This is a genomic window from Streptomyces atroolivaceus, assembly GCF_000717025.1.
Lineage (GTDB): Bacteria > Actinomycetota > Actinomycetes > Streptomycetales > Streptomycetaceae > Streptomyces > Streptomyces atroolivaceus.
In genome coordinates this window covers 131,450-150,709 of sequence record NZ_JNXG01000002.1, presented here as the reverse complement: position 1 = coordinate 150,709, position 19,260 = coordinate 131,450, and the positions used below count along the sequence as shown (strand labels likewise).

The 19,260-nt window shown below is 70.5% G+C and carries 15 protein-coding genes and 1 riboswitch; of the genes, 5 read left to right on the top strand and 10 right to left on the bottom strand.

All coding sequences use genetic code 11. The features are described 5' to 3' along the window. Window positions 1-6 precede the first annotated feature (6 nt). The 5 genes from OO67_RS03885 to thrC all read right to left on the bottom strand — a co-directional run bounded on the left by OO67_RS03885 (window position 7) and on the right by thrC (window position 7,575). A complete protein-coding gene (locus tag OO67_RS03885; RefSeq protein WP_033297199.1) occupies window positions 7-2,793 on the bottom strand; it encodes a glycosyl hydrolase in 2,787 nt (928 codons plus the stop codon). 595 nt (window positions 2,794-3,388) lie between these two features. Beyond that, window positions 3,389-5,011: a chaperonin GroEL gene (groL, locus tag OO67_RS03880; protein WP_033297197.1), complete on the bottom strand. Its 1,623-nt coding sequence runs from the start codon at window positions 5,009-5,011 to the stop codon at window positions 3,389-3,391. Window positions 5,012-5,319: 308 nt separating this feature from the next. Further along, window positions 5,320-5,526 (bottom strand): cold-shock protein, encoded by a 207-nt coding sequence (locus OO67_RS03875; protein WP_003967346.1) that lies wholly within the window; start codon window positions 5,524-5,526, stop codon window positions 5,320-5,322. 446 nt (window positions 5,527-5,972) lie between these two features. After that, on the bottom strand, window positions 5,973-6,248 hold the full coding sequence (locus OO67_RS03870) for a MoaD/ThiS family protein (protein WP_033297195.1): 276 nt from the start codon (window positions 6,246-6,248) through the stop codon (window positions 5,973-5,975). Window positions 6,249-6,276: 28 nt separating this feature from the next. Beyond that, window positions 6,277-7,575, bottom strand: a complete 1,299-nt coding sequence (gene thrC, locus OO67_RS03865) for a threonine synthase (RefSeq protein WP_033297193.1) — start codon at window positions 7,573-7,575, stop codon at window positions 6,277-6,279. Window positions 7,576-7,593: 18 nt separating this feature from the next. Next, a riboswitch (SAM riboswitch) is annotated at window positions 7,594-7,721 on the bottom strand. Between the two features lie 153 nt (window positions 7,722-7,874). On the opposite strand from thrC, the gene OO67_RS03860 reads away from it, so the two are divergent. Continuing rightward, complete coding sequence (locus OO67_RS03860) at window positions 7,875-8,825, top strand: glucosyl-3-phosphoglycerate synthase (RefSeq protein WP_033298655.1); 951 nt, start codon at window positions 7,875-7,877, stop codon at window positions 8,823-8,825. A 70-nt stretch (window positions 8,826-8,895) separates the two neighbouring features. Then, entirely contained in the window at window positions 8,896-10,287 is a 1,392-nt protein-coding gene (locus OO67_RS03855) for an alpha,alpha-trehalose-phosphate synthase (UDP-forming) (RefSeq protein WP_033297191.1), read from the top strand. Here the strand turns inward: OO67_RS03855 and otsB are convergent. From otsB to OO67_RS03840, 3 genes are all read right to left on the bottom strand, one after another. Then, window positions 10,274-11,122 carry a trehalose-phosphatase gene (otsB, locus tag OO67_RS03850; protein ID WP_033297189.1) on the bottom strand — a complete coding sequence of 283 codons (849 nt, stop codon included), beginning with the start codon at window positions 11,120-11,122 and terminating at the stop codon, window positions 10,274-10,276. The genes OO67_RS03855 and otsB overlap by 14 nt on opposite strands. Before the next feature lie 226 nt (window positions 11,123-11,348). Next, window positions 11,349-11,603 carry a DUF3263 domain-containing protein gene (locus OO67_RS03845; RefSeq protein WP_033297186.1) on the bottom strand — a complete coding sequence of 85 codons (255 nt, stop codon included), beginning with the start codon at window positions 11,601-11,603 and terminating at the stop codon, window positions 11,349-11,351. 14 nt (window positions 11,604-11,617) lie between these two features. Beyond that, on the bottom strand, window positions 11,618-12,895 hold the full coding sequence (locus OO67_RS03840; RefSeq protein WP_106972702.1) for an ABC transporter substrate-binding protein: 1,278 nt from the start codon (window positions 12,893-12,895) through the stop codon (window positions 11,618-11,620). A gap of 226 nt (window positions 12,896-13,121) precedes the next feature. Between OO67_RS03840 and OO67_RS03835 the strand changes: the two genes are divergently transcribed. The 3 genes from OO67_RS03835 to OO67_RS03825 all read left to right on the top strand — a co-directional run bounded on the left by OO67_RS03835 (window position 13,122) and on the right by OO67_RS03825 (window position 16,262). Further along, window positions 13,122-14,015, top strand: a complete 894-nt coding sequence (locus OO67_RS03835; protein WP_244300079.1) for an ROK family protein — start codon at window positions 13,122-13,124, stop codon at window positions 14,013-14,015. Next, window positions 14,015-15,169: an N-acetylglucosamine-6-phosphate deacetylase gene (gene nagA, locus OO67_RS03830; RefSeq protein ID WP_033297179.1), complete on the top strand. Its 1,155-nt coding sequence runs from the start codon at window positions 14,015-14,017 to the stop codon at window positions 15,167-15,169. Before OO67_RS03835 ends, nagA begins: the two co-directional genes overlap by 1 nt. Window positions 15,170-15,329: 160 nt before the next feature. Continuing rightward, window positions 15,330-16,262 (top strand): 1-phosphofructokinase family hexose kinase, encoded by a 933-nt coding sequence (locus tag OO67_RS03825; protein ID WP_033298654.1) that lies wholly within the window; start codon window positions 15,330-15,332, stop codon window positions 16,260-16,262. A gap of 124 nt (window positions 16,263-16,386) precedes the next feature. Here OO67_RS03825 and OO67_RS03820 read toward each other — a convergent pair whose 3' ends face one another. Continuing rightward, a complete protein-coding gene (locus OO67_RS03820) occupies window positions 16,387-17,382 on the bottom strand; it encodes a carbohydrate-binding protein (RefSeq protein WP_033297178.1) in 996 nt (331 codons plus the stop codon). 132 nt (window positions 17,383-17,514) lie between these two features. Continuing rightward, the gene (gene cdgB, locus OO67_RS03815; RefSeq protein ID WP_033297176.1) at window positions 17,515-19,161 is read right to left on the bottom strand and encodes a diguanylate cyclase CdgB; all 1,647 of its coding nucleotides are present in this window, start codon (window positions 19,159-19,161) and stop codon (window positions 17,515-17,517) included. Between the last annotated feature and the right edge of the window lie 99 nt (window positions 19,162-19,260).

Sequence of the window (19,260 nt, the reverse complement as noted above, 5' to 3'; positions counted from 1 at the left end):
AAATGCCTAGACGAACGGGATCTTCACGACCGCCGCGTCCGTGCCGGTCTGCACCTGGGACGTGCCGTTGCCCAGCGCGTTCCAGATCTCCAGGCGGACCGTTCCGCCCTTGAGGTTGCCCAGGCTCCCGGTCACCGACCTGGTGCCCACGGCCTGGGTGTACTCCTCCCACCCCGTGACCGGGTCGGTCGCGAAGTAGCGGAAGGTCTCGGCCCGGTCGAAGGAGCCGTCGCCGGTGAGGTCGTAACTCACCCTGACCTGCGGCGCGAGACCCACCTTCGTACCCGCGTCGACCCGCAGGCGGAAGGCGGTGGACGCACCCGAAGCGAGTGTTCCGTCCACCTTCTTGATCTCGTAGACCGTCGGCCTGTACGGCGTGCCGTCCCGGTTGACACCGTCGGCCGAGGCCAGCGTGTCGGCTCCCGCCGTGCCGTCCGTGGCCGTGGTGAGGGTTCCGCCGGACTTCAGCCGGAAGGTGTTGCCGGTGGACGGGCCCGGCTCCTCGGGATCCGGGTCGGGGTCTCCGCCGCCGGTACCCGTGCCGGTGGCCGTGGAACGGGCCGGCACCGAGAGGGTCGCGCCGTCGGAGAAGGTGACGGTGCGGGCGGTGGAACCGTGGTTGTGGGCGCTGTACGTACGGACGCCGTTCCTGGTGAAGACCGCCGACGTCGGGATGTTCCCGCTGACGGTCAGGTCGGGCGCGCCCACGCTGTCGAGCGTGCTGATCCAGTGGTACGTGTGCGCCTTGGACTCACCCTGCTCCGGGGTGTAGCCCGCGTTGCCCGCGTCCCACTTAGCCTTGGCCGCTGCCGGATCGGCCAGTGACTCGAACTCCCACAGGAGGTCGCGCCACTCGACGGCCGGCCCGCCGTTCTCCCGCTCCATCTCGGCGATGTTCCGCTTGATGGCGGCCTTCTCGCGGGCCAGGTGCAGCGAACCGCCGGTGACGGGGAGGACATTGATGCCGTGGATCTCCTCCGGGTTCGCGGTCCACCAGGTGGAGTACGCGCCGCCGCTGCCCCACACCATGCCGACCGTGTCGTGCCCGAAGGAGCCCGGGAAGACCTGCTGGTCGGCGTCGAACCAGTACTGCGTGATCGCTTCCGACTCGGTGGTCAGCAGGTAGCTGCCGAGGTCACGCAGCCCGGTGTCGCCCGTGGCCGCTCCCCACAGGACGAGTCCCGCACTGAGGTTGATGGACTCCGACGAGGACTCCTGGTTGTTGCCCGCCGCGAAGCCCTGGTGGCCGGAGGCCCAGCTGTGGCCCGCGTAGACGTCGAAGCCGCGCAGGAACGGGTACGCGGCGTCCGTGCGACTGGGGTTGGCGGCGTCCCGCACCAGCGTCTTGACCATGGTGCCCCAGGCGGAGTCGGCGGCCCACGCCTGGTCGTACTGGGCGACGATCGCCGCCGCGTACACGTAGTAGCTGTAGTGGAAGTGGTGGTCGTTCAGCTCGGTGTCGCTGCCGTAGGAGGCCGGGTAGCCGGTGAGCGTCTTCCAGCTCTTGTCGTAGCTGAACTCACTGGCTCCGCCCGCCGTGAACCACTCCTGCAGGCGGCCCTTCATCAGGCCGAGCAGCTTGTCCCTGATGCCGGTCTGGCCGATCTGGTCGGCGACGGGCACCAGCTGGGCGAGGCGGCCGAGCGCCTTGCCGGTCCAGTACGTGTCACTGGCCCCGGAGAACGGGTCGGAGGCGTTCGCCACCTCGTTCAGATAGCCCGTCAGCCGCGCCTTGTCGACCCCGCTCGACGCGGGCAGGGCGGGCAGCACGCCCTGGTTCTTCTGGCTCGTGGTGAAGGACGCGGACTCCCGCACCTTCATGGTGCCGCGCGGGGAGACGTACGTGTACGGCGTGAGCGCGTCCGTGGTGTGCAGCCACTGGTGGCGGTAGAGCGCCTGGAGCGTGCCGCGTTCGGTGCCCTCCTTCGCCTCCGTGGTCAGGCTGTACGTCGCCTTGACCGCGCCGCCGGTGGACTCCCAGGCCACCTTGGATCCGGTGACGAAGCTGAAGGCGTACTTCCGGTAGGTCGCGAGCGCGTCCGTGGACGGCAGCACGGCGAGCGAGAAGTAGTCCTTGCCGCCGAGGCCCGCGGTGATCGTGGAGCCGGAGACGGCCCAGTCGCTGCCGGTCGGGGCGAAGAGGGCGTAGTGGTGGCCGGCGACGGTGACGCCGAGGACGTTGCCGTTGTCCGCGAAGACGGTGGGGGTGCCGGCCGTGGTGATGCGGGCGTCACCGCCGGAGCCCTTGGCGTACACGAAGGGCATGCCGTGCCCGATGGTCGTGCGCAGGGTGCGGGTGCCGTCCGACCAGTAGGGGGTGACCGTCCAGTCGGACCAGTCGTCGGCCTTGGTGTCCGGGGAGTTCAGACCGCTGAGGCCGACGGTGAGGTCCGCCTTGTGCGCGTACTCGTACTGGCGGCCCGCCCCGACGACGGCGGGCGTGGTCGGGTAGCCGACCTCCAGTCCGCCGGAGGTCGCCTGGTAGGTCAGCGGGTGTCCGTACATCGGGGTGGAGTACGGGTTGTCCCCGTAACGCTGGTAGGCGAGGGAGGACCACCAGTCGTTGGTCGGGACCGGCTTGTCCTTGGCCGCCGCCGTGAGCTTGGGCGTGACGGGGGCGCCGGTGTTGGTGGTGGGACCGGAGGTACCGGCGGGGCGGCTGTCGGTGTAGCTGCCGGAGCCCGCGGGGATGGTGGCGGCTGCCGCCGGGGATGCGGCAGGGCCCAGGCCCACAGCGGCCAGGGCGATGGCCAGGACCGTCGCCGCTGCTGGTCTGGAGAGGGAGGCTTGCATGGGCAGCACCTCGTCATGGGGGGTCGGAGCGTTCGAGAGCGCTCTCAAGTGCCAGGAACGTAAAACCTTTGAAACGTAAGTGTCAATAGAGCTGACACACAAGGGAGTTGGGTCTACGCAAAGTCGCCATGCGTTCGAGTCTTGACGGAGAGAGGGCGACGGAGACCGAATCGGCCGCAGATTTCGAGAGCGCTCTCAACGAGCTGCCCCGCTGCCCGGCCGTGCGGCCCCTGGGGCCGGCCGCCACGCCCGCCCCCGGAACCCGGGTTACGGCTGGTCCGCCTGCTCGCTGGTCGGACGCGCGCCGACGACGGTCCACGCGGCTCGATGGCCGACCGGCCGGAGCCTTCGCCCCGCCCCGGGCGGCCCAGCGCTCGGGAGGCCGGAAGGCCGGAAGGCCGGCCGGAAGGCCGGGAGGCCGGGAGGCCGGAAGGCCGGTGAACGGCGACGGCGAGCGGTGCGGCGAGGCCGCTCCCGCGCGTGCCGGCCGCGCCTCGGCCCCGTACGGGAGAACGACGCCGGCCCCCGGGAAGAGTCCCGGGGGCCGGCGTCGTACGGATACTGCGGGTACTGCCTGGAGCTGCTGATCCGAGGATCAGAAGTCCATGTCACCGCCCGGCATGCCGCCCGGAGCGGCCGCAGAGGCCTTCTCCGGCTTGTCGGCGATGACGGCCTCGGTGGTGAGGAAGAGCGCGGCGATGGAGGCGGCGTTCTGCAGAGCGGAGCGCGTGACCTTCGCCGGGTCGATGATGCCCTCGGCGATCATGTCGACGTACTCGCCGGTCGCGGCGTTGAGGCCGTGACCGATCGGCAGGTTGCGCACCTTCTCGACGATGACGCCACCCTCGAGACCACCGTTGACGGCGATCTGCTTGAGCGGGGCCTCCAGGGCGAGCTTCACGGCGTTGGCGCCCGTGGCCTCGTCACCGGTCAGGTCGAGCTTCTCGAAGACGGCCGAGGCCTGGAGCAGAGCCACGCCACCACCGGCGACGATGCCCTCCTCGACGGCGGCCTTGGCGTTGCGCACCGCGTCCTCGATGCGGTGCTTGCGCTCCTTGAGCTCCACCTCGGTGGCGGCGCCGGCCTTGATGACGGCCACGCCGCCGGCCAGCTTCGCGAGGCGCTCCTGGAGCTTCTCGCGGTCGTAGTCCGAGTCGGAGTTCTCGATCTCGGCACGGATCTGCTTGACGCGACCCTGAACCTGGTCGCTGTCGCCGCCACCGTCGACGATGGTCGTCTCGTCCTTGGTGATGACGACCTTGCGCGCGGTGCCGAGCAGGTCGACGCCGGCGTTCTCCAGCTTGAGGCCGACCTCCTCGGAGATGACGGTGCCACCGGTGAGGATGGCGATGTCGCCGAGCATGGCCTTGCGGCGGTCACCGAAGCCCGGAGCCTTGACGGCGACGGACTTGAAGGTGCCACGGATCTTGTTGACGACCAGCGTCGACAGAGCCTCGCCCTCGACGTCCTCCGCGATGATCAGCAGGGGCTTGCCCGACTGCATGACCTTCTCGAGCAGCGGAAGGAGGTCCTTCACGTTGCTGATCTTGGAGTTGACGATCAGGATGTACGGGTCGTCGAACGACGTCTCCATACGCTCCATGTCGGTGGCGAAGTACGCCGAGATGTAGCCCTTGTCGAAGCGCATACCCTCGGTGAGCTCGAGCTCCAGACCGAAGGTCTGGGACTCCTCGACGGTGATGACGCCTTCCTTGCCGACCTTGTCCATCGCCTCGGCGATCTTGGCGCCGATCTCGGTGTCGGCAGCGGAGATGGAGGCCGTCGAAGCAATCTGCTCCTTGGTCTCCACGTCCTTCGCCTGCTCCAGCAGAGCGGCGGAGACGGCCTCGACGGCCTTCTCGATGCCACGCTTCAGAGCCATCGGGTTGGCACCCGCGGCGACGTTGCGCAGGCCCTCGCGGACGAGCGCCTGAGCGAGAACGGTGGCGGTGGTCGTACCGTCGCCGGCGACGTCGTCCGTCTTCTTGGCGACCTCCTTGACCAGCTCCGCACCGATCTTCTCGTACGGGTCCTCGAGCTCGATCTCCTTGGCGATGGAAACACCATCGTTGGTGATCGTGGGCGCGCCCCACTTCTTCTCGAGGACGACGTTACGGCCCTTCGGGCCGAGGGTGACCTTGACGGCGTCGGCGAGCTGGTTCATCCCGCGCTCGAGACCGCGCCGTGCCTCCTCGTCGAACGCGATGATCTTGGCCATGTGAAGTGGTCCTCCCGGACAGGGGTGGATTTCTCCGGACCGAGAGGCGCCCGCGACGGACGGCCAGCGTGCTCGGTGGTTCCTTGCCCCACCGTGCCTGCGGGCCTCACCGGCCCGGTCCAAATTCTGTCACTCTCACCTGGAGAGTGCTAACGCCAATGATTAGCACTCGACCCCCGCGAGTGCAAGCTTCACCCCCCGGTTGTGGACAACCTCCGGGAGGGACGGGGACGCACGTGAGGCCCGCACTCCGGTGGGAGTGCGGGCCTCACGTGTGTGAGTGGTGTCGTTGGCCGACCGCGCCGAGCTCAGCCGACGGCGAGCTTGACCATGTCCGCCTGCGGCCCCTTCTGGCCCTGCGAGATCTCGAATTCAACTCGCTGACCCTCTTCGAGGGTGCGGTACCCGTCCATCTGGATCGCGCTGTAGTGGACGAAAACATCCGCACCACCGTCGACCGCGATGAAGCCGTACCCCTTCTCCGCGTTGAACCACTTGACGGTGCCCTGAGCCATGCCTAACTCCCCTATTACTGGCCCTTGCACGAGACCGCACTTCGCGGGCCCGGGTCAGAACTCACCCTCCGACAGGAGAGGGTGGCGTGCGCCGGAACGCGTCGACCGCGGCCGAATGTATCTGCCCAACTGCCCTCTGCAACAGGTCAATCGGACGAGAATTCTGGGCACACGTGACCGCACGCATAGGAGGAATTCATGGGATTCCAGGGCAAGTCGGGCCTGACAAAGGCCGCTTATGCCGCAAGGGGTTCACGTACTTTGGCTGCTTCTTGTCGCGGCCGGGCGCATTCTCATATGCGGGCGGCACGGGCAGCTGCGGGGACTTCCCCAACTGTACCGTGCTCAACCATGCAGAATGGCCCCCTCCGCTTCTCTCGCGGAGGGGGCCATTCTGTTCACGCTGTGCATTCGGGCAGCCGAGCGGGCCCGTGACCGTGCGGCGATCAGCCTCCGGCGACGGCCGGGATGATCGAGACACCGGCGCCGTCCGGGGTCTTCGCGTCCAGGCCGCCCTCGAAGCGCACGTCGTCGTCGTTGACGTACACGTTGACGAAGCGGCGCAGCTTGCCCTGGTCGTCCAGGACGCGGGCACCGATGCCCGGGTGGTTCTGCTCCAGGGACGCGATGACCTCGGAGAGGGTCGCACCCTCGGCCGGGACCTCGGCCTGACCGCCCGTGTAGGTGCGGAGGATGGTGGGGATACGGACCTTGACGCTCATGTGGGTGCCTTCCTTCGGTCTCGGGTGGTCAGTTGGCGGCGGCGAGGCCCGCGTCGCGGAACGCGTCCAGGCTGGGCCGGATCGTCGCCGACAGGCCGGTCGTGGGGGCGACCGCGTCGAGCGTCTTCAGCCCGTCGCCGGTGTTCAGGACGACGGTGGTCAGCGACGGGTCGAGCAGACCGGCGTCGATCAGCTTCTTCGTCACGCCGACCGTCACCCCGCCCGCGGTCTCCGCGAAGATGCCCTCGGTACGGGCCAGCAGCTTGATCGCGTCGACGACCTGCTCGTCGTTGACGTCCTCCACCGCACCACCGGTGCGCCGGGCGATGTCCAGGACGTACGGGCCGTCGGCAGGGTTGCCGATCGCCAGGGACTTGGCGATGGTGTTCGGCTTCTGCGGGCGCACGACGTCGTGGCCGGCCTTGAAGGCGGTGGACACCGGAGAGCAGCCCTCGGCCTGGGCGCCGAAGATCTTGTACGGCTTGTCCTCGACGAGGCCGAGCTTGATCAGCTCCTGGAGACCCTTGTCGATCTTGGTGAGCTGCGAGCCGGACGCGATCGGGATGACGAGCTGGTCGGGCAGCTGCCAGCCGAGCTGCTCGCAGATCTCGTACGCCAGGGTCTTGGAACCCTCGCCGTAGTACGGGCGGAGGTTGACGTTGACGAAGCCCCAGCCCTCGCCGAGCGGGTCGCCGATGAGCTCCGAGCAGAAGCGGTTGACGTCGTCGTAATTGCCCTCGATGCCGACCAGCTCGCCGCCGTACACCGCGGCCATGACGACCTTGCCCTGCTCCAGGTCGTGCGGGATGAACACGCAGGACCGGAAGCCGGCGCGGGCCGCGGCGGCACCCACCGCACCGGCGAGGTTGCCGGTGGAGGAGCAGGAGAGGGTGGTGAATCCGAAGGCGCGGGCGGCCTCGACGGCGATGGCGACGACACGGTCCTTGAAGGAGTGCGTCGGGTTGCCGGAGTCGTCCTTGACGTACAGGCCGCCGGTCACGCCCAGCTCGCGGGCGAGGTTGTCGGCCTTGACCAGCTTCGTGAAACCGGGGTTGATGTTGGGCTTGTCCGCGACGTCGGAGGGGACGGGCAGCAGCGGCGCGTAGCGCCAGATGTTGTTCGGTCCCTCGGCGATGCGCTTCTTCAGCTCTTCGGGGGAGCCGCTCGGCAGGTCGTACGCCACCTCGAGCGGCCCGAAACAGGACGCACAGGCGAAGATCGGACCGAGCTCGAAACGCTCGCCGCATTCGCGGCAGGAAAGCGCCGATGCGGGACCGAGGTCCACGGCGGAAGAATTGGTGTTCGCTACAACTGTCTGCACGGCCATGATGGCGGAGGCCCTTTCTCCTCATCTTCCTTGCGACGTATTTCGCCACAAGACGGAATTGGCACCTTCCCCACCGTGACCTCGCGGTCGGCAGGAGGGTTGCCGGGACTTCAACGGGCCGTTCCCTCAGTCCCTCTGGATGAGCGCTATGGCACCGGACCATGGATCCGGGCGTTTGTCCGCGGACCGACCCCGACATGCGAGGGCCATCCGCGTTGTTCAAGACTGTAACCGAAGCACTGGACGGTTGAGATAGTCGTCCGACCCGCGAGATGGATCACATACAGGGAGTACCGACCGTGCTGGAAGAGGTGGAACGCTGGCTGACCAGGCGTTCCTGGTCCGCCGCCGACCGCCCGCTCGACCGGCTGACGGCCGCGCGGGCGAGGGATCCGCACCGCTCGCGCGTGAGCGTCGTCCTGCCCGCGCTGAACGAGGAGGCCACGGTCGGCGCGATCGTCACGGAGATCCGGCGCGAGCTGATGGAGAAGGTCCAGCTCGTCGACGAGCTGGTGGTGATCGACTCCGGATCGGCCGACGACACCGCCGGAGCCGCACGGCGGGCGGGCGCCCGGGTCGTGCACCGGGACGCGGTACTCCCCCGGATCCCCGCCCTCCCCGGCAAGGGCGAGGTCCTGTGGCGGTCACTGATGGTGACCAGCGGGGATGTCGTCTGCTTCGTCGACGCGGACCTCAAGGACTTCTCCGCGGACTTCGTCTCCGGGATCGTCGGCCCGCTGCTGACCGACCCCTCGGTCCAGTTCGTGAAGGCCATGTACGACCGGCCGCTGGGCGAAACCGCGGGCCAGGGTGGCCGGGTGACCGAGCTGGTGGCCCGTCCGCTGCTCAATCTGCACTGGCCCCTCCTGGCCGGCTTCGTCCAGCCGCTGGGCGGCGAATACGCGGTGCGGCGCTCGCTGCTGGAGCGGCTCCCCTTCCCGGTCGGTTACGGAGTGGAGCTGGGCCTCCTCGTCGACGCGCTGCACACGGTCGGCCTGGACGCGCTGGCCCAGGTCGACGTGGGCGTACGCAGGCACCGCCACCAGGACGGCCAGGCCCTCGGCCGGATGGCGGCCACCATCTACCGCACGGCGCAGCTGAGGCTCTCCCGGGGGCCGCTCGTACGGCCCGAGATCACCCAGTTCGAGCGGGGGCCCTCCGGATTCGTCCCGCACACCCATGCGGTGGACACGGAGGAGAGGCCGCCGATGCGGGACATCGCGGAGTACGCCGCGCGCAGAGCGGCGTGACGGCTCCTCGTGCCGGGCATCCCCCACCCTTCACGTTTGGCGGCTGGCCGAACGGGCTAGGTTCGGGTACATGGTCTCCGAGCACGCTGCCCAGGTCCTCGTCGCGTCCAACCGCGGTCCGGTGTCGTACACCCGGCGGGAGGACGGCACGCTCGACTCGAAACGGGGCGGGGGCGGGCTCGTCTCCGGCCTCAGCGCCGTCGACGACAAGCTGTGGGTGTGCGCCGCACTCAGCGACGGTGACCGCGAGGCGGTCCGGCGCGGTGTGTCCGAGCCCGGCGTCCGGATGCTCGACATCGACGCCGGGGTCCATGCGGACGCGTACAACGGCATCGCCAACTCGGTGCTCTGGTTCGTCCACCACATGATCTACCAGACACCGCTGGAGCCCGTCTTCGACGCGGAGTTCCGCCGGCAGTGGGCCTCCTTCGAGGCGTACAACCGGGCCTTCGCGGAGGCACTCGCCCAGGAGGCGGCCGAGGGCGCCGCCGTCCTGGTCCAGGACTACCACCTCTCACTGGTCCCCGGCCTGCTGCGCGAGCTCCGCCCTGACCTGAGGATCGGGCACTTCTCGCACACCCCGTGGGCCCCCGTCGACTACTTCCGGCTGCTCCCCGACGACATCGGCGAGCAGCTGCTCAACGGCATCCTGGGCGCCGACCGCGCCGCCTTCCTCACCCGCCGCTGGGCGGACGCCTTCATCAGCTGCTGCACGGAGATCCTCGGCGGCACCGGCGGCACCCGGATCGGGGTGCACGGGCTGGGCGCGGACGCCGACTTCCTGCGCCGCCGCTCCCGCGAGGCGGACGTGGACGAGCGCATGGAGCTCCTGCGGGAACAGGTGGGCGCGGACCGGCGCACGATCGTGCGGGTGGACCGCACCGAGCTCTCGAAGAACATCGTCCGCGGGCTGCACGCCTACCGGGCGCTGCTGGAGGAGCGCCCCGAATGGCGCGAGCGCGTGGTGCACATCGCCTTCGCCTACCCCTCGCGGCAGGACCTCACGGTCTACCGCGACTACACGGCGGAGGTCCAGCGCGTCGCGGACGCCATCAACGCGGAGTACGGCACGGAGGGCTGGACCCCGGTCCTGCTCCACGTCGACGACGACTTCGCCCGCTCCCTGGCGGCGTACAGGCTGGCGGACGTGGCACTGGTCAACCCGATCCGCGACGGCATGAACCTGGTGGCCAAGGAGGTCCCGGTCGTCTCGGACCACGGCTGCGCCCTGGTGCTCTCCCGGGAGGCGGGGGCGTACGAGGAGCTGGGCGAGGACGCGATCGTGGTCAACCCGTACGACGTCTCCGCCACGGCGGCGGCGCTGCACGAGGCGCTCACGATGGACCCCGACGAGCGGGCCGCCCGCTCGAAGCGCCTGGCCGCCGCGGCGACCGCACTGCCGCCGCAGCAGTGGTTCCTGGACCAGCTGGACGCGCTGAAGGAGACCCCTAGCCCTGGGTGAGCCGCCGGGCCAGGGTGTGGAGCAGGTCCGCCACCGCTGCCGGGCCCGGTAGCAACAGGTCGGCGCGCTCGGCGAGTTCGGGTACCTCGGTGCCGCTGCACACCAGCAGCCCGGCGATGCCCCGGGTGCGGAGCTTCTCCACGGCGGCGTACGCCGCGAGGTCGCCGAGGTCGTCGCCGGCGTACAGCACCGTCTCGGCGCCGGTCTCCTTCACGTACTCCTCCAGCGCCACTCCCTTGTCCATGCCCGACGGCCGCAGTTCCAGCACCAGGCGGCCCGGTTCGACGATCAGGCCGTGCCGGGCCGCGAGGCCGGCCAGCGGGGCGCGCAGGGCCTCGAAGGCGGCCTGCGGGTCGGCGGCGCGGCGGGTGTGCACGGCGACCGCGCGGCCCTTCTCCTCGATCCAGGTGCCGCTGTCGGCGCCCGCCTCCGCCAGCACGGCAGGGAGCTCCGCCCGGACGGCTTCGACGCCGGGGTCCTGGGCGGGGGCGTGGACGGATCCGGTGGCGGCGTCCCAGCGTTCGGCCCCGTAGTGGCCGAGGACGACGAGGTGGTCCAGGCCCGCCACCCCGGCGAAGCCGCCGTACCGAACGGCGGTGCGGGCCGGACGGCCGGTGATCACGGCGACGGCGGCGACCCGGGGAGCCAGCGCGGACAGCGCGGGGACGACGTGAGGGTGGGCCCGGGACTGTTCCGGGTCCGGGACGATGTCGGCGAGCGTGCCGTCGAAGTCCAGTGCGACGACCGCGCGGGAGGGGCGGGCGAGGAGTGCGGCGAGGCCTTCGCGGCCGGCCTGGGTGGACGGGGTCGGGAGGGGATGTGCCGGATTGCCCATGCGGGTGAGCGTAGCGGGCGGGCCGCGGCGGCGCGCGGGTGCCGGGCCCCTGGGGTCATGCCCGCCGCGCCGCGTGACCCCGGGGCCCCTGCCCGCCGCCCCGCTTCCGGCTCCCGGGCCCCTGGGGTCATGCCCGCCGCGCGGGTGCCGGGCCCCGGGGCCCGCCCCGGGACCGCTGCCCGTGCCTCCGGCACGGCGCGCCGCCGTCCGCCGGACGGATCACGTCTCAGCGGCGGTCGCGCCTGGCCTCGCGGACCCGCCGCAGGCGGTTCACCGTGACGGGGTCCTCCTCCAGCGCCCGGCGGTCGTCCAGGAGCGCGTTGAGCAGCTGGTAGTAGCGGACCGGCGAGATTCCCAGCTCTTCCCGGACCGCCCGTTCCTTCGCACCCGGTCCCGGCCAGGAGCGCCGCTCCAGGGCCAGCACCGCGCGTTCCTGACCGGTGAGCGGGGCGTCGGCGGGGTCCGGGGGGTGGGCGGTCATGTCGGCCAACCTACCTACTCCGCGCTCTCCGCCTGCCGGGCCTGGGACGCGATCTGCACGAGTACGCTCTCCGGGCTGGCGCCGGGCTCGACCGCTGAGCCGATCTTCTCCTTGATCGACTCGCTGACCTGGGCCCACGACGTCTTGCCGAAGGGGTACAGCTGCGAGTTCGGCAGCGCCGCCAGGAACTCGTGCAGCGGCTCGTGCCTGCTGTCCGCCTCCATCGCGAGGGACGCGCTGCTGGTCACGGGAAGCAGGTCGTACTGGTCGGCGAAGGCCAGCACGTTCTCGTCCTTGTAGGCGAAGTCGAGGAACTTGCCTATCTCCACCCGGTGGCCGTTCTGCTTGAAGCCCATCATCCAGTCGGCCACGCCCATCGAGCCCTTGGTCGGCCCGTCGATCCCGGGCAGCGGGACCATGCCGACCTCGATGCCCTTCTTCTCGGCCTCCTGCATCAGCGTCGGGTGGCCGTTGAGCATGCCCACCTCACCCTTGGTGAACGCGTCGAAGGCCTTGGCCCGGTCGAGCTCCTTGGGGGCGACGGGTCCGGTGAGGCCCTTGCCGACGAGGTCGTTCTGGAGCCACTGGAAGGTCGCCACGTTGGCAGGGGAGTCGATGTCGTAGTTGCCGACCTCGTCGGTGTATCCGCCGCCTCCGCTGAGCAGCCACATCAAGGTCTCGGCCTGGGACTCCTCCTGGCCGAGCGGCAGGGCGAAGGGGTAGGTCACGCCGCTCTTCTTGAGCGCGGCGGCGTCGCTCCTGATGTCGTCCCGGGTCTGCGGGGCCCCGAGGCCCGCCTTGTCGAAGAGGCCCTTGTTGTAGAAGAGGAGCCGGGTGCTGGCCACGAACGGAAGGCCGTACAGCTTGCCGTCGACCTCGCCGGCGTAGGTGAGCGACGGCAGGAAGTTGGACCCGGTGCGGATGGCGATCATCTCGTCGGCGGTGTAGAGCTTGTCCGCCTGCGCGTAGTCGGCGAACGCCCCGATCTGCGCGATGTCGGGGGCCTTGCCGGCCTTCACCATCTCGGCGACCTCGCGGTCGACGTCCTTCCAGGAGTAGACGCTGACGTCGACGTCGATGCCGGGGTTGGCCTTCTCGAACTTCACGGCGACGTCGTCCCAGTACTTCTTGGAGGTGTTCTCCGCACCGGTGCCGTAGTCGGCCGCCACCAGCCGCAGCGTGACGTCGCCGCCTCCGTCGTCCGAAGCGCACCCGGACAACGTCACCGTCATGCCGAGTGCGGCCACTACCGCGGTCAAACCCACAAAGCGCCGCTGCACAGCCCTGTCCACCCCTACGTCGTTCGACGCGGATGCCGCCCTCAGGCGACGGACCCGCGATCCTGCCTCACGTCCACACGGAGGTCTACACCACCGGTGTATCGATTCGGCAATCTAGCAGGGCCGTTTTGTATGGATGCTCAACAAACCTCGATAGTGGACTAGACCTTTTAGGGGTCGACGGGCGAAACTGTCTTCCGTGAGACACGTCATCGCCCTCGATGTGGGCGGCACAGGAATGAAGGCCGCTCTGGTCGGGGCCGACGGCACCCTGCTCCACGAGGCGCGCCGGGCCACGGGCAGGGACCGCGGCGCCGACGCCGTCGTGGAGACGATCCTGGGCTTCGCCGCGGATCTGTACGCCTACGGCGAGGAGCGCCTCGGTGAAGGCGCCGTCGCCGCGGGCGTGGCCGTGCCCGGCATCGTCGACGCGGAACGCGGGATCGCCGTCTACGCCGCCAATCTGGGCTGGCGCGACCTGCCCCTGCGGAAACTGATCGGCGAACGGCTCGGCGGCATACCGGTCGCACTCGGCCACGACGTCCGCACCGGCGGCCTCGCCGAAGGACGGATCGGCGCCGGCAAGGGCGCTGACCGCTTCCTGTTCGTACCGCTGGGCACCGGGATCGCCGGCGCCATCGGCATCGGGGGCACCATCGAGGCGGGCGCCCACGGCTACGCGGGCGAGATCGGCCACGTCGTGGTCCGGCCGGACGGCCCGGACTGCGGATGCGGTCAGCGCGGCTGCCTGGAGACCCTCGCCTCGGCAGCCGCCGTCTCCAGGGCCTGGGCCGCCGCGTCCGGAGACCCCGGCGCGGACGCCGCGGACTGTGCGAAGGCCGTCGCCTCGGGCGACCCTGCTGCGCGGCGCGTGTGGCAGGACGCCGTCGACGCGCTGGCCGCCGGACTGGTCACCGCGCTCACTCTGCTGGACCCCCGCACACTCATCATCGGTGGCGGTCTTGCCGAGGCAGGGGAAACGTTGTTCACACCACTGCGTGCGGCCGTCGAGGAACGGGTCACGTTCCAGAAGCTGCCTCACATCGTCCCGGCGGCCCTCGGGGACACCGCCGGATGCCTGGGCGCAGGGCTGCTCGCCTGGGATCTACTCTCCACGGAGGTATCCGCCTGATGGCCGGACGCGCAGACAGCACCGTTCTCGCAGGCGCCCGGGTGGTGCTTCCCACCGGCACCGTCGAGAACGGCCGGGTGATCGTCGAGGGCACCCGGATCGCCGGCAGTACGCAGGACGGCGCCCGGACCGTGGACCTCTCGGGCCACTGGGTGGTCCCCGGGTTCGTGGACATGCACAACCACGGCGGCGGCGGCGCGTCCTTCGCCACCGGCACCGCCGAGGACGTCCTGACCGGAGTCCGGGCGCACCGCGAACACGGCACGACGACCGTCGTCGCCTCCACCGTCACCGGGGACATGGACTTCCTGGCCCGCCAGGCCGGGATGCTCTCCGAGCTGGTCGAGCAGGGCGAGCTCGCCGGCATCCACTTCGAAGGCCCCTTCATCTCCCCGTGCCGCAAGGGCGCCCACAGCGAGGAACTCCTCCGCGACCCCGACCCCGCCGAGGTCCGCAAGCTGCTCGACGCGGCGCGCGGCAGCGCCAGGATGGTCACCCTCGCCACCGAACTCCCCGGCGGCATCGATTCCGTACGGCTGCTCGCCGAGCACGGGGTGATCGCCGCGGTCGGCCACACGGACGCGACGTACGAGCAGACCGTCGAGGCGATCGACGCGGGGGCCACCGTCGCCACGCACCTCTTCAACGCGATGCCCCCCATCGGCCACCGCGACCCGGGACCGGTCACGGCCCTCCTGGAGGACGAGCGGATCACCGTCGAGCTGATCAACGACGGTACGCATCTGCACCCCGCAGCCCTGGAGCTCGCCTACCACCACGCCGGCGCCGACCGGGTCGCGCTGATCACGGACGCCATGGACGCGGCCGGCTCGGGCGACGGCCACTACGAGCTCGGACCGCTCGCCGTCGAGGTCAAGGACGGTGTCGCACGTCTCGTGGAGGGCGGCTCGATCGCGGGCTCCACCCTCACCCTGGACACCGCGTTCCGCAGGGCCGTGACGATCGACAGGATCCCCGTCGACGACGTCGTCCGCTCCATCTCCGCCAACCCGGCCCGGCTCCTCGGCCTGTACGACAGGGTCGGTTCGCTGGATCCGGGCAAGGACGCCGATCTGGTGGTCCTGGGACCCGACTTCACGGTCGAGGGCGTCATGCGCCGGGGCGAGTGGATCGTGGAGCCCCGCCTCGGGTGACGGTGCGCCACCTTCCGGCGCCCTGTCGAACACGTAACGAAGAGACGGCGGTTGTCCCGGGGCCCTGGGGCGGCCGCCGCCTTTTTGGCATGATCACCAGGTCAGCGCCGCAGGGAGACGGCGCGTGGACGGACTACCAAGGAACCGGGGGCCGGTGCAGGTGATACTGACCGTCACGCTGAACACGGCACTCGACCTGACGTACGCCGTCCCCGCCCTGGTCCCGCACACGAGCCACAAGATCCACGCCGTGGCCGAACGCCCCGGCGGCAAGGGCGTCAACGTGGCCCGGGTGCTGTCCGCCCTGGGCCACGAAACGGTGGTCACCGGCTTCGCCGGAGGTGCCACCGGTGCCGTCCTGCGCGACCTGCTCGGCGCGCTCCCCCACGGCCCCGTCGACGCGCTGGTCGCGGTCTCCGGGAACACCCGCCGCACCGTCGCCGTCGTCGACGGCTCCACCGGTGACACCACCCAGCTCAACGAACCCGGTCCGCACATCGGCGCCGACGAATGGGCGGCCTTCCTCCAAACCTTCGGCGAACTGCTGCCCCGGGCCGAGGCCGTCGCCCTCTGCGGCAGCCTGCCGCCCGGCATCCACGTGGGCGCGTACGCGGAACTCATACGGCTCGCCCGCGCCGCCGGCGTACCCGTCCTCCTGGACACCGGCGGCGAACCCCTGCGCCGCGGCATCGCCGCCCGCCCCGACCTGGTCAAGCCGAACGCCGCCGAACTCGCCCAGCTCACCGGCGCCCGCGAACCCCTGCGCGCCACCCACGACGCCCGCCGCCGGGGCGCGCGCAGTGTCGTCGCGTCCCTGGGCGCGGACGGGCTCATCGCCGTCACCCCCGAGGGCGTCTGGCGGGCCGCACCGCCGTCCGCCGTGCGGGGCAATCCGACGGGTGCGGGCGACTCCGCGGTGGCCGGGCTGCTCTCCGCCCTCGCCGAAGGGCTGGGCTGGCCGGAACGGCTGGCCCGCGCCGTGGCCCTGTCGACGGCGACCGTGATGGCCCCCGCGGCCGGCGAGTTCGACCGCGCGGCCTACGAGGACCTGCTGGCCCGCGTCACCGTGGAACAGCAGACACCGGCCGCCTGAGCGTCCTCCGGCTCCCGGCCGGGCGGGGGCGCCCGGCCGTTCCCAGGGGCGTCCGGAAACACCGCGTCCCGGCTCGCTGGGCGATGACCGGGACGACGGTGGTACTGGTTCCTGCGGCAGCGGGTCAGCCCTTGACGTGGCCCGACTTCAGCGACAGCTGGTCGAGGTTGGCGTCACACGAGTCACCCTCGTTGCACGAGAGCATCAGTGTGTTCGACCCCTCCTTGAGCTGCACGTACGCGTACGTGTTCGTCCAGCCCTTCTCCAGGTCGCCCTCCGCGGCGCGCGCGAAGTTCTTCATGTTGATCGAGCGGGGGGCCTCGTCGTTGACCGTGAGGGACGTCTTGGCGTCCCTGCCCGGCACGCCGTAGGTCACGTACAGCGTGTACGCGCCGCTCTCCGGCACGTCGACCGTCCAGGTGGCCGACCGGCCGACCTCGTTGAGGCTGATGTACTGGCCGTTCGCGCTCTTGGCGCCCTTGACGGTGTTGTCCAGGGAGGCGGTACCCCCGAGCGACAGCGTCGCCGCGTCCTGCTCGGGCAGGTCGACGGGCTCCTGGGACGGCTTCGTGGACTTCTCCGGCTCCGGGGACTCCTCGACCTCGTCGGCCGGACCCGCCGACGAACCGGCCTCGTCCTTCTTGCCCTCGCTGTCGTCGCCCGTCATCAGCGCGGCACCGATGCCGATGAGCACCACCGCGACCACGGCGACGGCCGCGATCAGCAGCGCCTTCGTGTTCGGACCGCCACGGCCGGAGCCGCCGTTCCTGCCGCCGCCGTTCGGCACCGACCCGTGCTGCGCGGTCACCGCGCCGCCGGGGTAGGTCTCCGGCGCCGCGTACTGCGGGTTCGGCTGGCCGTACTGCTGGGGCTGCTGGCCGTACTGCGGCTGCTGCTGACCGTAGGCCTGCTGCGGCGGGACCTGCCCGTACTGGCGCTCGCCTACCGTCCGCACCTGGTTGTACGACGTTCTGGGCACGCCGGGCTGCGAGGCCGGACCGGGGTAGCCGTAACCACTCTGTCCGGGCGGCTGTGCGCCTGCCGCCCTGCCGTCCTCGTACAGATAGCCGAACGGATCGTCGTCCTCGGGCTTGCTCGCGCCGTTGTTTCCGGCCGTCATCCCTGGGTCACTCCTCACCATGTCGCCAGCCGTCGCCGACCGGCCGAGCCTACCCCGAACGGAGCACGCGTCGAATTGCCTTCGGCCCCCCGGAAAACCGGGCGGTGTACGGGGACAGCCAGGGCGTGAACGTCAGCCGGCTCTGCGGTGAACCTTCGATCGGGACCGCTTCTCCACGTACATCCGCTGGTCGGCGGAGTGCAGGACCTCTTCGTCCGTCATGCCGCACTCGGCCCAGCCGATACCGAAACTCGCCCCGACCCTGACTGCCCGGCCGTCCACCCTGATGGGCGGAATGATGGCGTTACGCAAGCGTACGGCCAGATCCGCGGCATCTGCCGCCCCGAGACCGTCCGCGAGGACGACGAATTCGTCACCCCCGAGCCGCGCGACGGTGTCACCGTCCCGTACGCAGGTCGTGAGCCGCCGGGCGACCTCGATGAGAACCGCGTCACCCGCGTGGTGCCCGAAGCGGTCGTTGATGGACTTGAAGCCGTCGAGGTCGCAGAAGAGCACCGCGAGCCCCTTGGTCCCGTCGTCGTGGTCCGGGTCGGGCGCCGCGATGTGCACATGGTGGTCGTAGGGGCCGACACCCGGCGCGACCTCGCCCTCGTAGCCGTCCATCCGGTAGCCGTGCACCGAGCTGTCGCCGTACGCCGCGTCCAGCGCCTCGATCGCCGAGGAGGTGACCGAGTGAGGCCTCTCACACAGCCGCGCGCTGAGCCGGGAGCGCAGCTCGGCGCTGTTCGGCAGGCCGGTGAGCGCGTCGTGCGAGGCGCGGTGCGCGAGGTTCAGCTCGTTGCGCTTGCGCTCCTCGATGTCCTCGACATGGGTGAGGAGGAAGCGCGGGCCGTCGGTGGTGTCGGCGACCACGGAGTTGCGCAGCGAGACCCAGAGATACGTCCCGTCCCTGCGCCCCAGCCGCAGCTCCGCCCGGCCTCCCTCGGCGGACGTGCGGAGCAGGGTGCCGATGTCCTCGGGGTGGACGAGGTCGGCGAAGGAGTAGCGCCGCAGGACGGAGGCGGGGCGCCCCAGGAGCCGGCAGAGCGCGTCGTTGGTGCGCAGCAGCCTGCCGTGCTGGTCACCGCCCATCTCGGCGATGGCCATGCCGCTGGGGGCGTACTCGAACGCCTGGCGGAAGGATTCCTCACTGGCCCGCAGCGCCTGCTGTTCGCGTTCGAGCCTGACCAGGGCGCGCTGCATGTTTGCTCGGAGGCGGGCGTTACTGATCGCAATGGCCGCCTGGGAGGCGTACATCTGGAGGGCCTCACGCCCCCAGGCGCCGGGCCGGCGGCCGTTGCGCGGCCTGTCGACCGAGATGACACCCAGGAGGTCCAGACCTCCGCCGGAGGCGTACATGGGGGCGTAGAGGCGGTCCAGGGGGTGCCACTCGTCCTCGAAACGGGGCTCCGGCCCTTCGGTGTGCCACTGCGGTACGTCGTCGTCGAGGAGCACCCAGCCCTCGGTGTGGGGTATGAACCGGAGCTCGTCCCACTCCTCGCCCATGGACAGCCTGCGCTCCCAGGACTCACGGGAGCCGACACGGCCGGTGATCAGGGCTTCCGCGGCACTGTTGCCGGCGAAAGCGGCGACGACGAGATCACCGTCGGGGCGGACGAGGTTCACACAGCCCAGCTCGTAACCGAGACCGGTGACGATGCCGTCGGCCACGGACTGCAGCGTGTCCGCCAGGCTCCGCGCCGTGTTGAGATCAGCGACGGCCTGGTGCAACTGCCGCATGGTCGCAAGACGGACGTACGGCTCCGACTCGGCCTCCATTGCTCGCACTCCCTGAGACCTCGACAGCAACTCCAGGTTTCATATCGACGTACTTGTTGCACTGTCCCGGCCACTGAATCACAGTGAGCTGTGCACCCG

Bases quoted from the DNA above. Each gene is read 5' to 3' on its own strand.
- OO67_RS03885 (WP_033297199.1), bottom strand. From the start codon at position 2,793: ATGCAAGCCTCCCTCTCCAGACCAGCAGCGGCGACGGTCCTGGCCATC.
- groL (WP_033297197.1), bottom strand. From the start codon at position 5,011: ATGGCCAAGATCATCGCGTTCGACGAGGAGGCACGGCGCGGTCTCGAG.
- OO67_RS03875 (WP_003967346.1), bottom strand. From the start codon at position 5,526: ATGGCTCAGGGCACCGTCAAGTGGTTCAACGCGGAGAAGGGGTACGGC.
- OO67_RS03870 (WP_033297195.1), bottom strand. From the start codon at position 6,248: ATGAGCGTCAAGGTCCGTATCCCCACCATCCTCCGCACCTACACGGGC.
- thrC (WP_033297193.1), bottom strand. From the start codon at position 7,575: ATGGCCGTGCAGACAGTTGTAGCGAACACCAATTCTTCCGCCGTGGAC.
- OO67_RS03855 (WP_033297191.1), top strand. From the start codon at position 8,896: ATGGTCTCCGAGCACGCTGCCCAGGTCCTCGTCGCGTCCAACCGCGGT.
- otsB (WP_033297189.1), bottom strand. From the start codon at position 11,122: ATGGGCAATCCGGCACATCCCCTCCCGACCCCGTCCACCCAGGCCGGC.
- OO67_RS03845 (WP_033297186.1), bottom strand. From the start codon at position 11,603: ATGACCGCCCACCCCCCGGACCCCGCCGACGCCCCGCTCACCGGTCAG.
- OO67_RS03835 (WP_244300079.1), top strand. From the start codon at position 13,122: ATGAAGGCCGCTCTGGTCGGGGCCGACGGCACCCTGCTCCACGAGGCG.
- nagA (WP_033297179.1), top strand. From the start codon at position 14,015: ATGGCCGGACGCGCAGACAGCACCGTTCTCGCAGGCGCCCGGGTGGTG.
- OO67_RS03820 (WP_033297178.1), bottom strand. From the start codon at position 17,382: ATGACGGCCGGAAACAACGGCGCGAGCAAGCCCGAGGACGACGATCCG.
- cdgB (WP_033297176.1), bottom strand. From the start codon at position 19,161: ATGGAGGCCGAGTCGGAGCCGTACGTCCGTCTTGCGACCATGCGGCAG.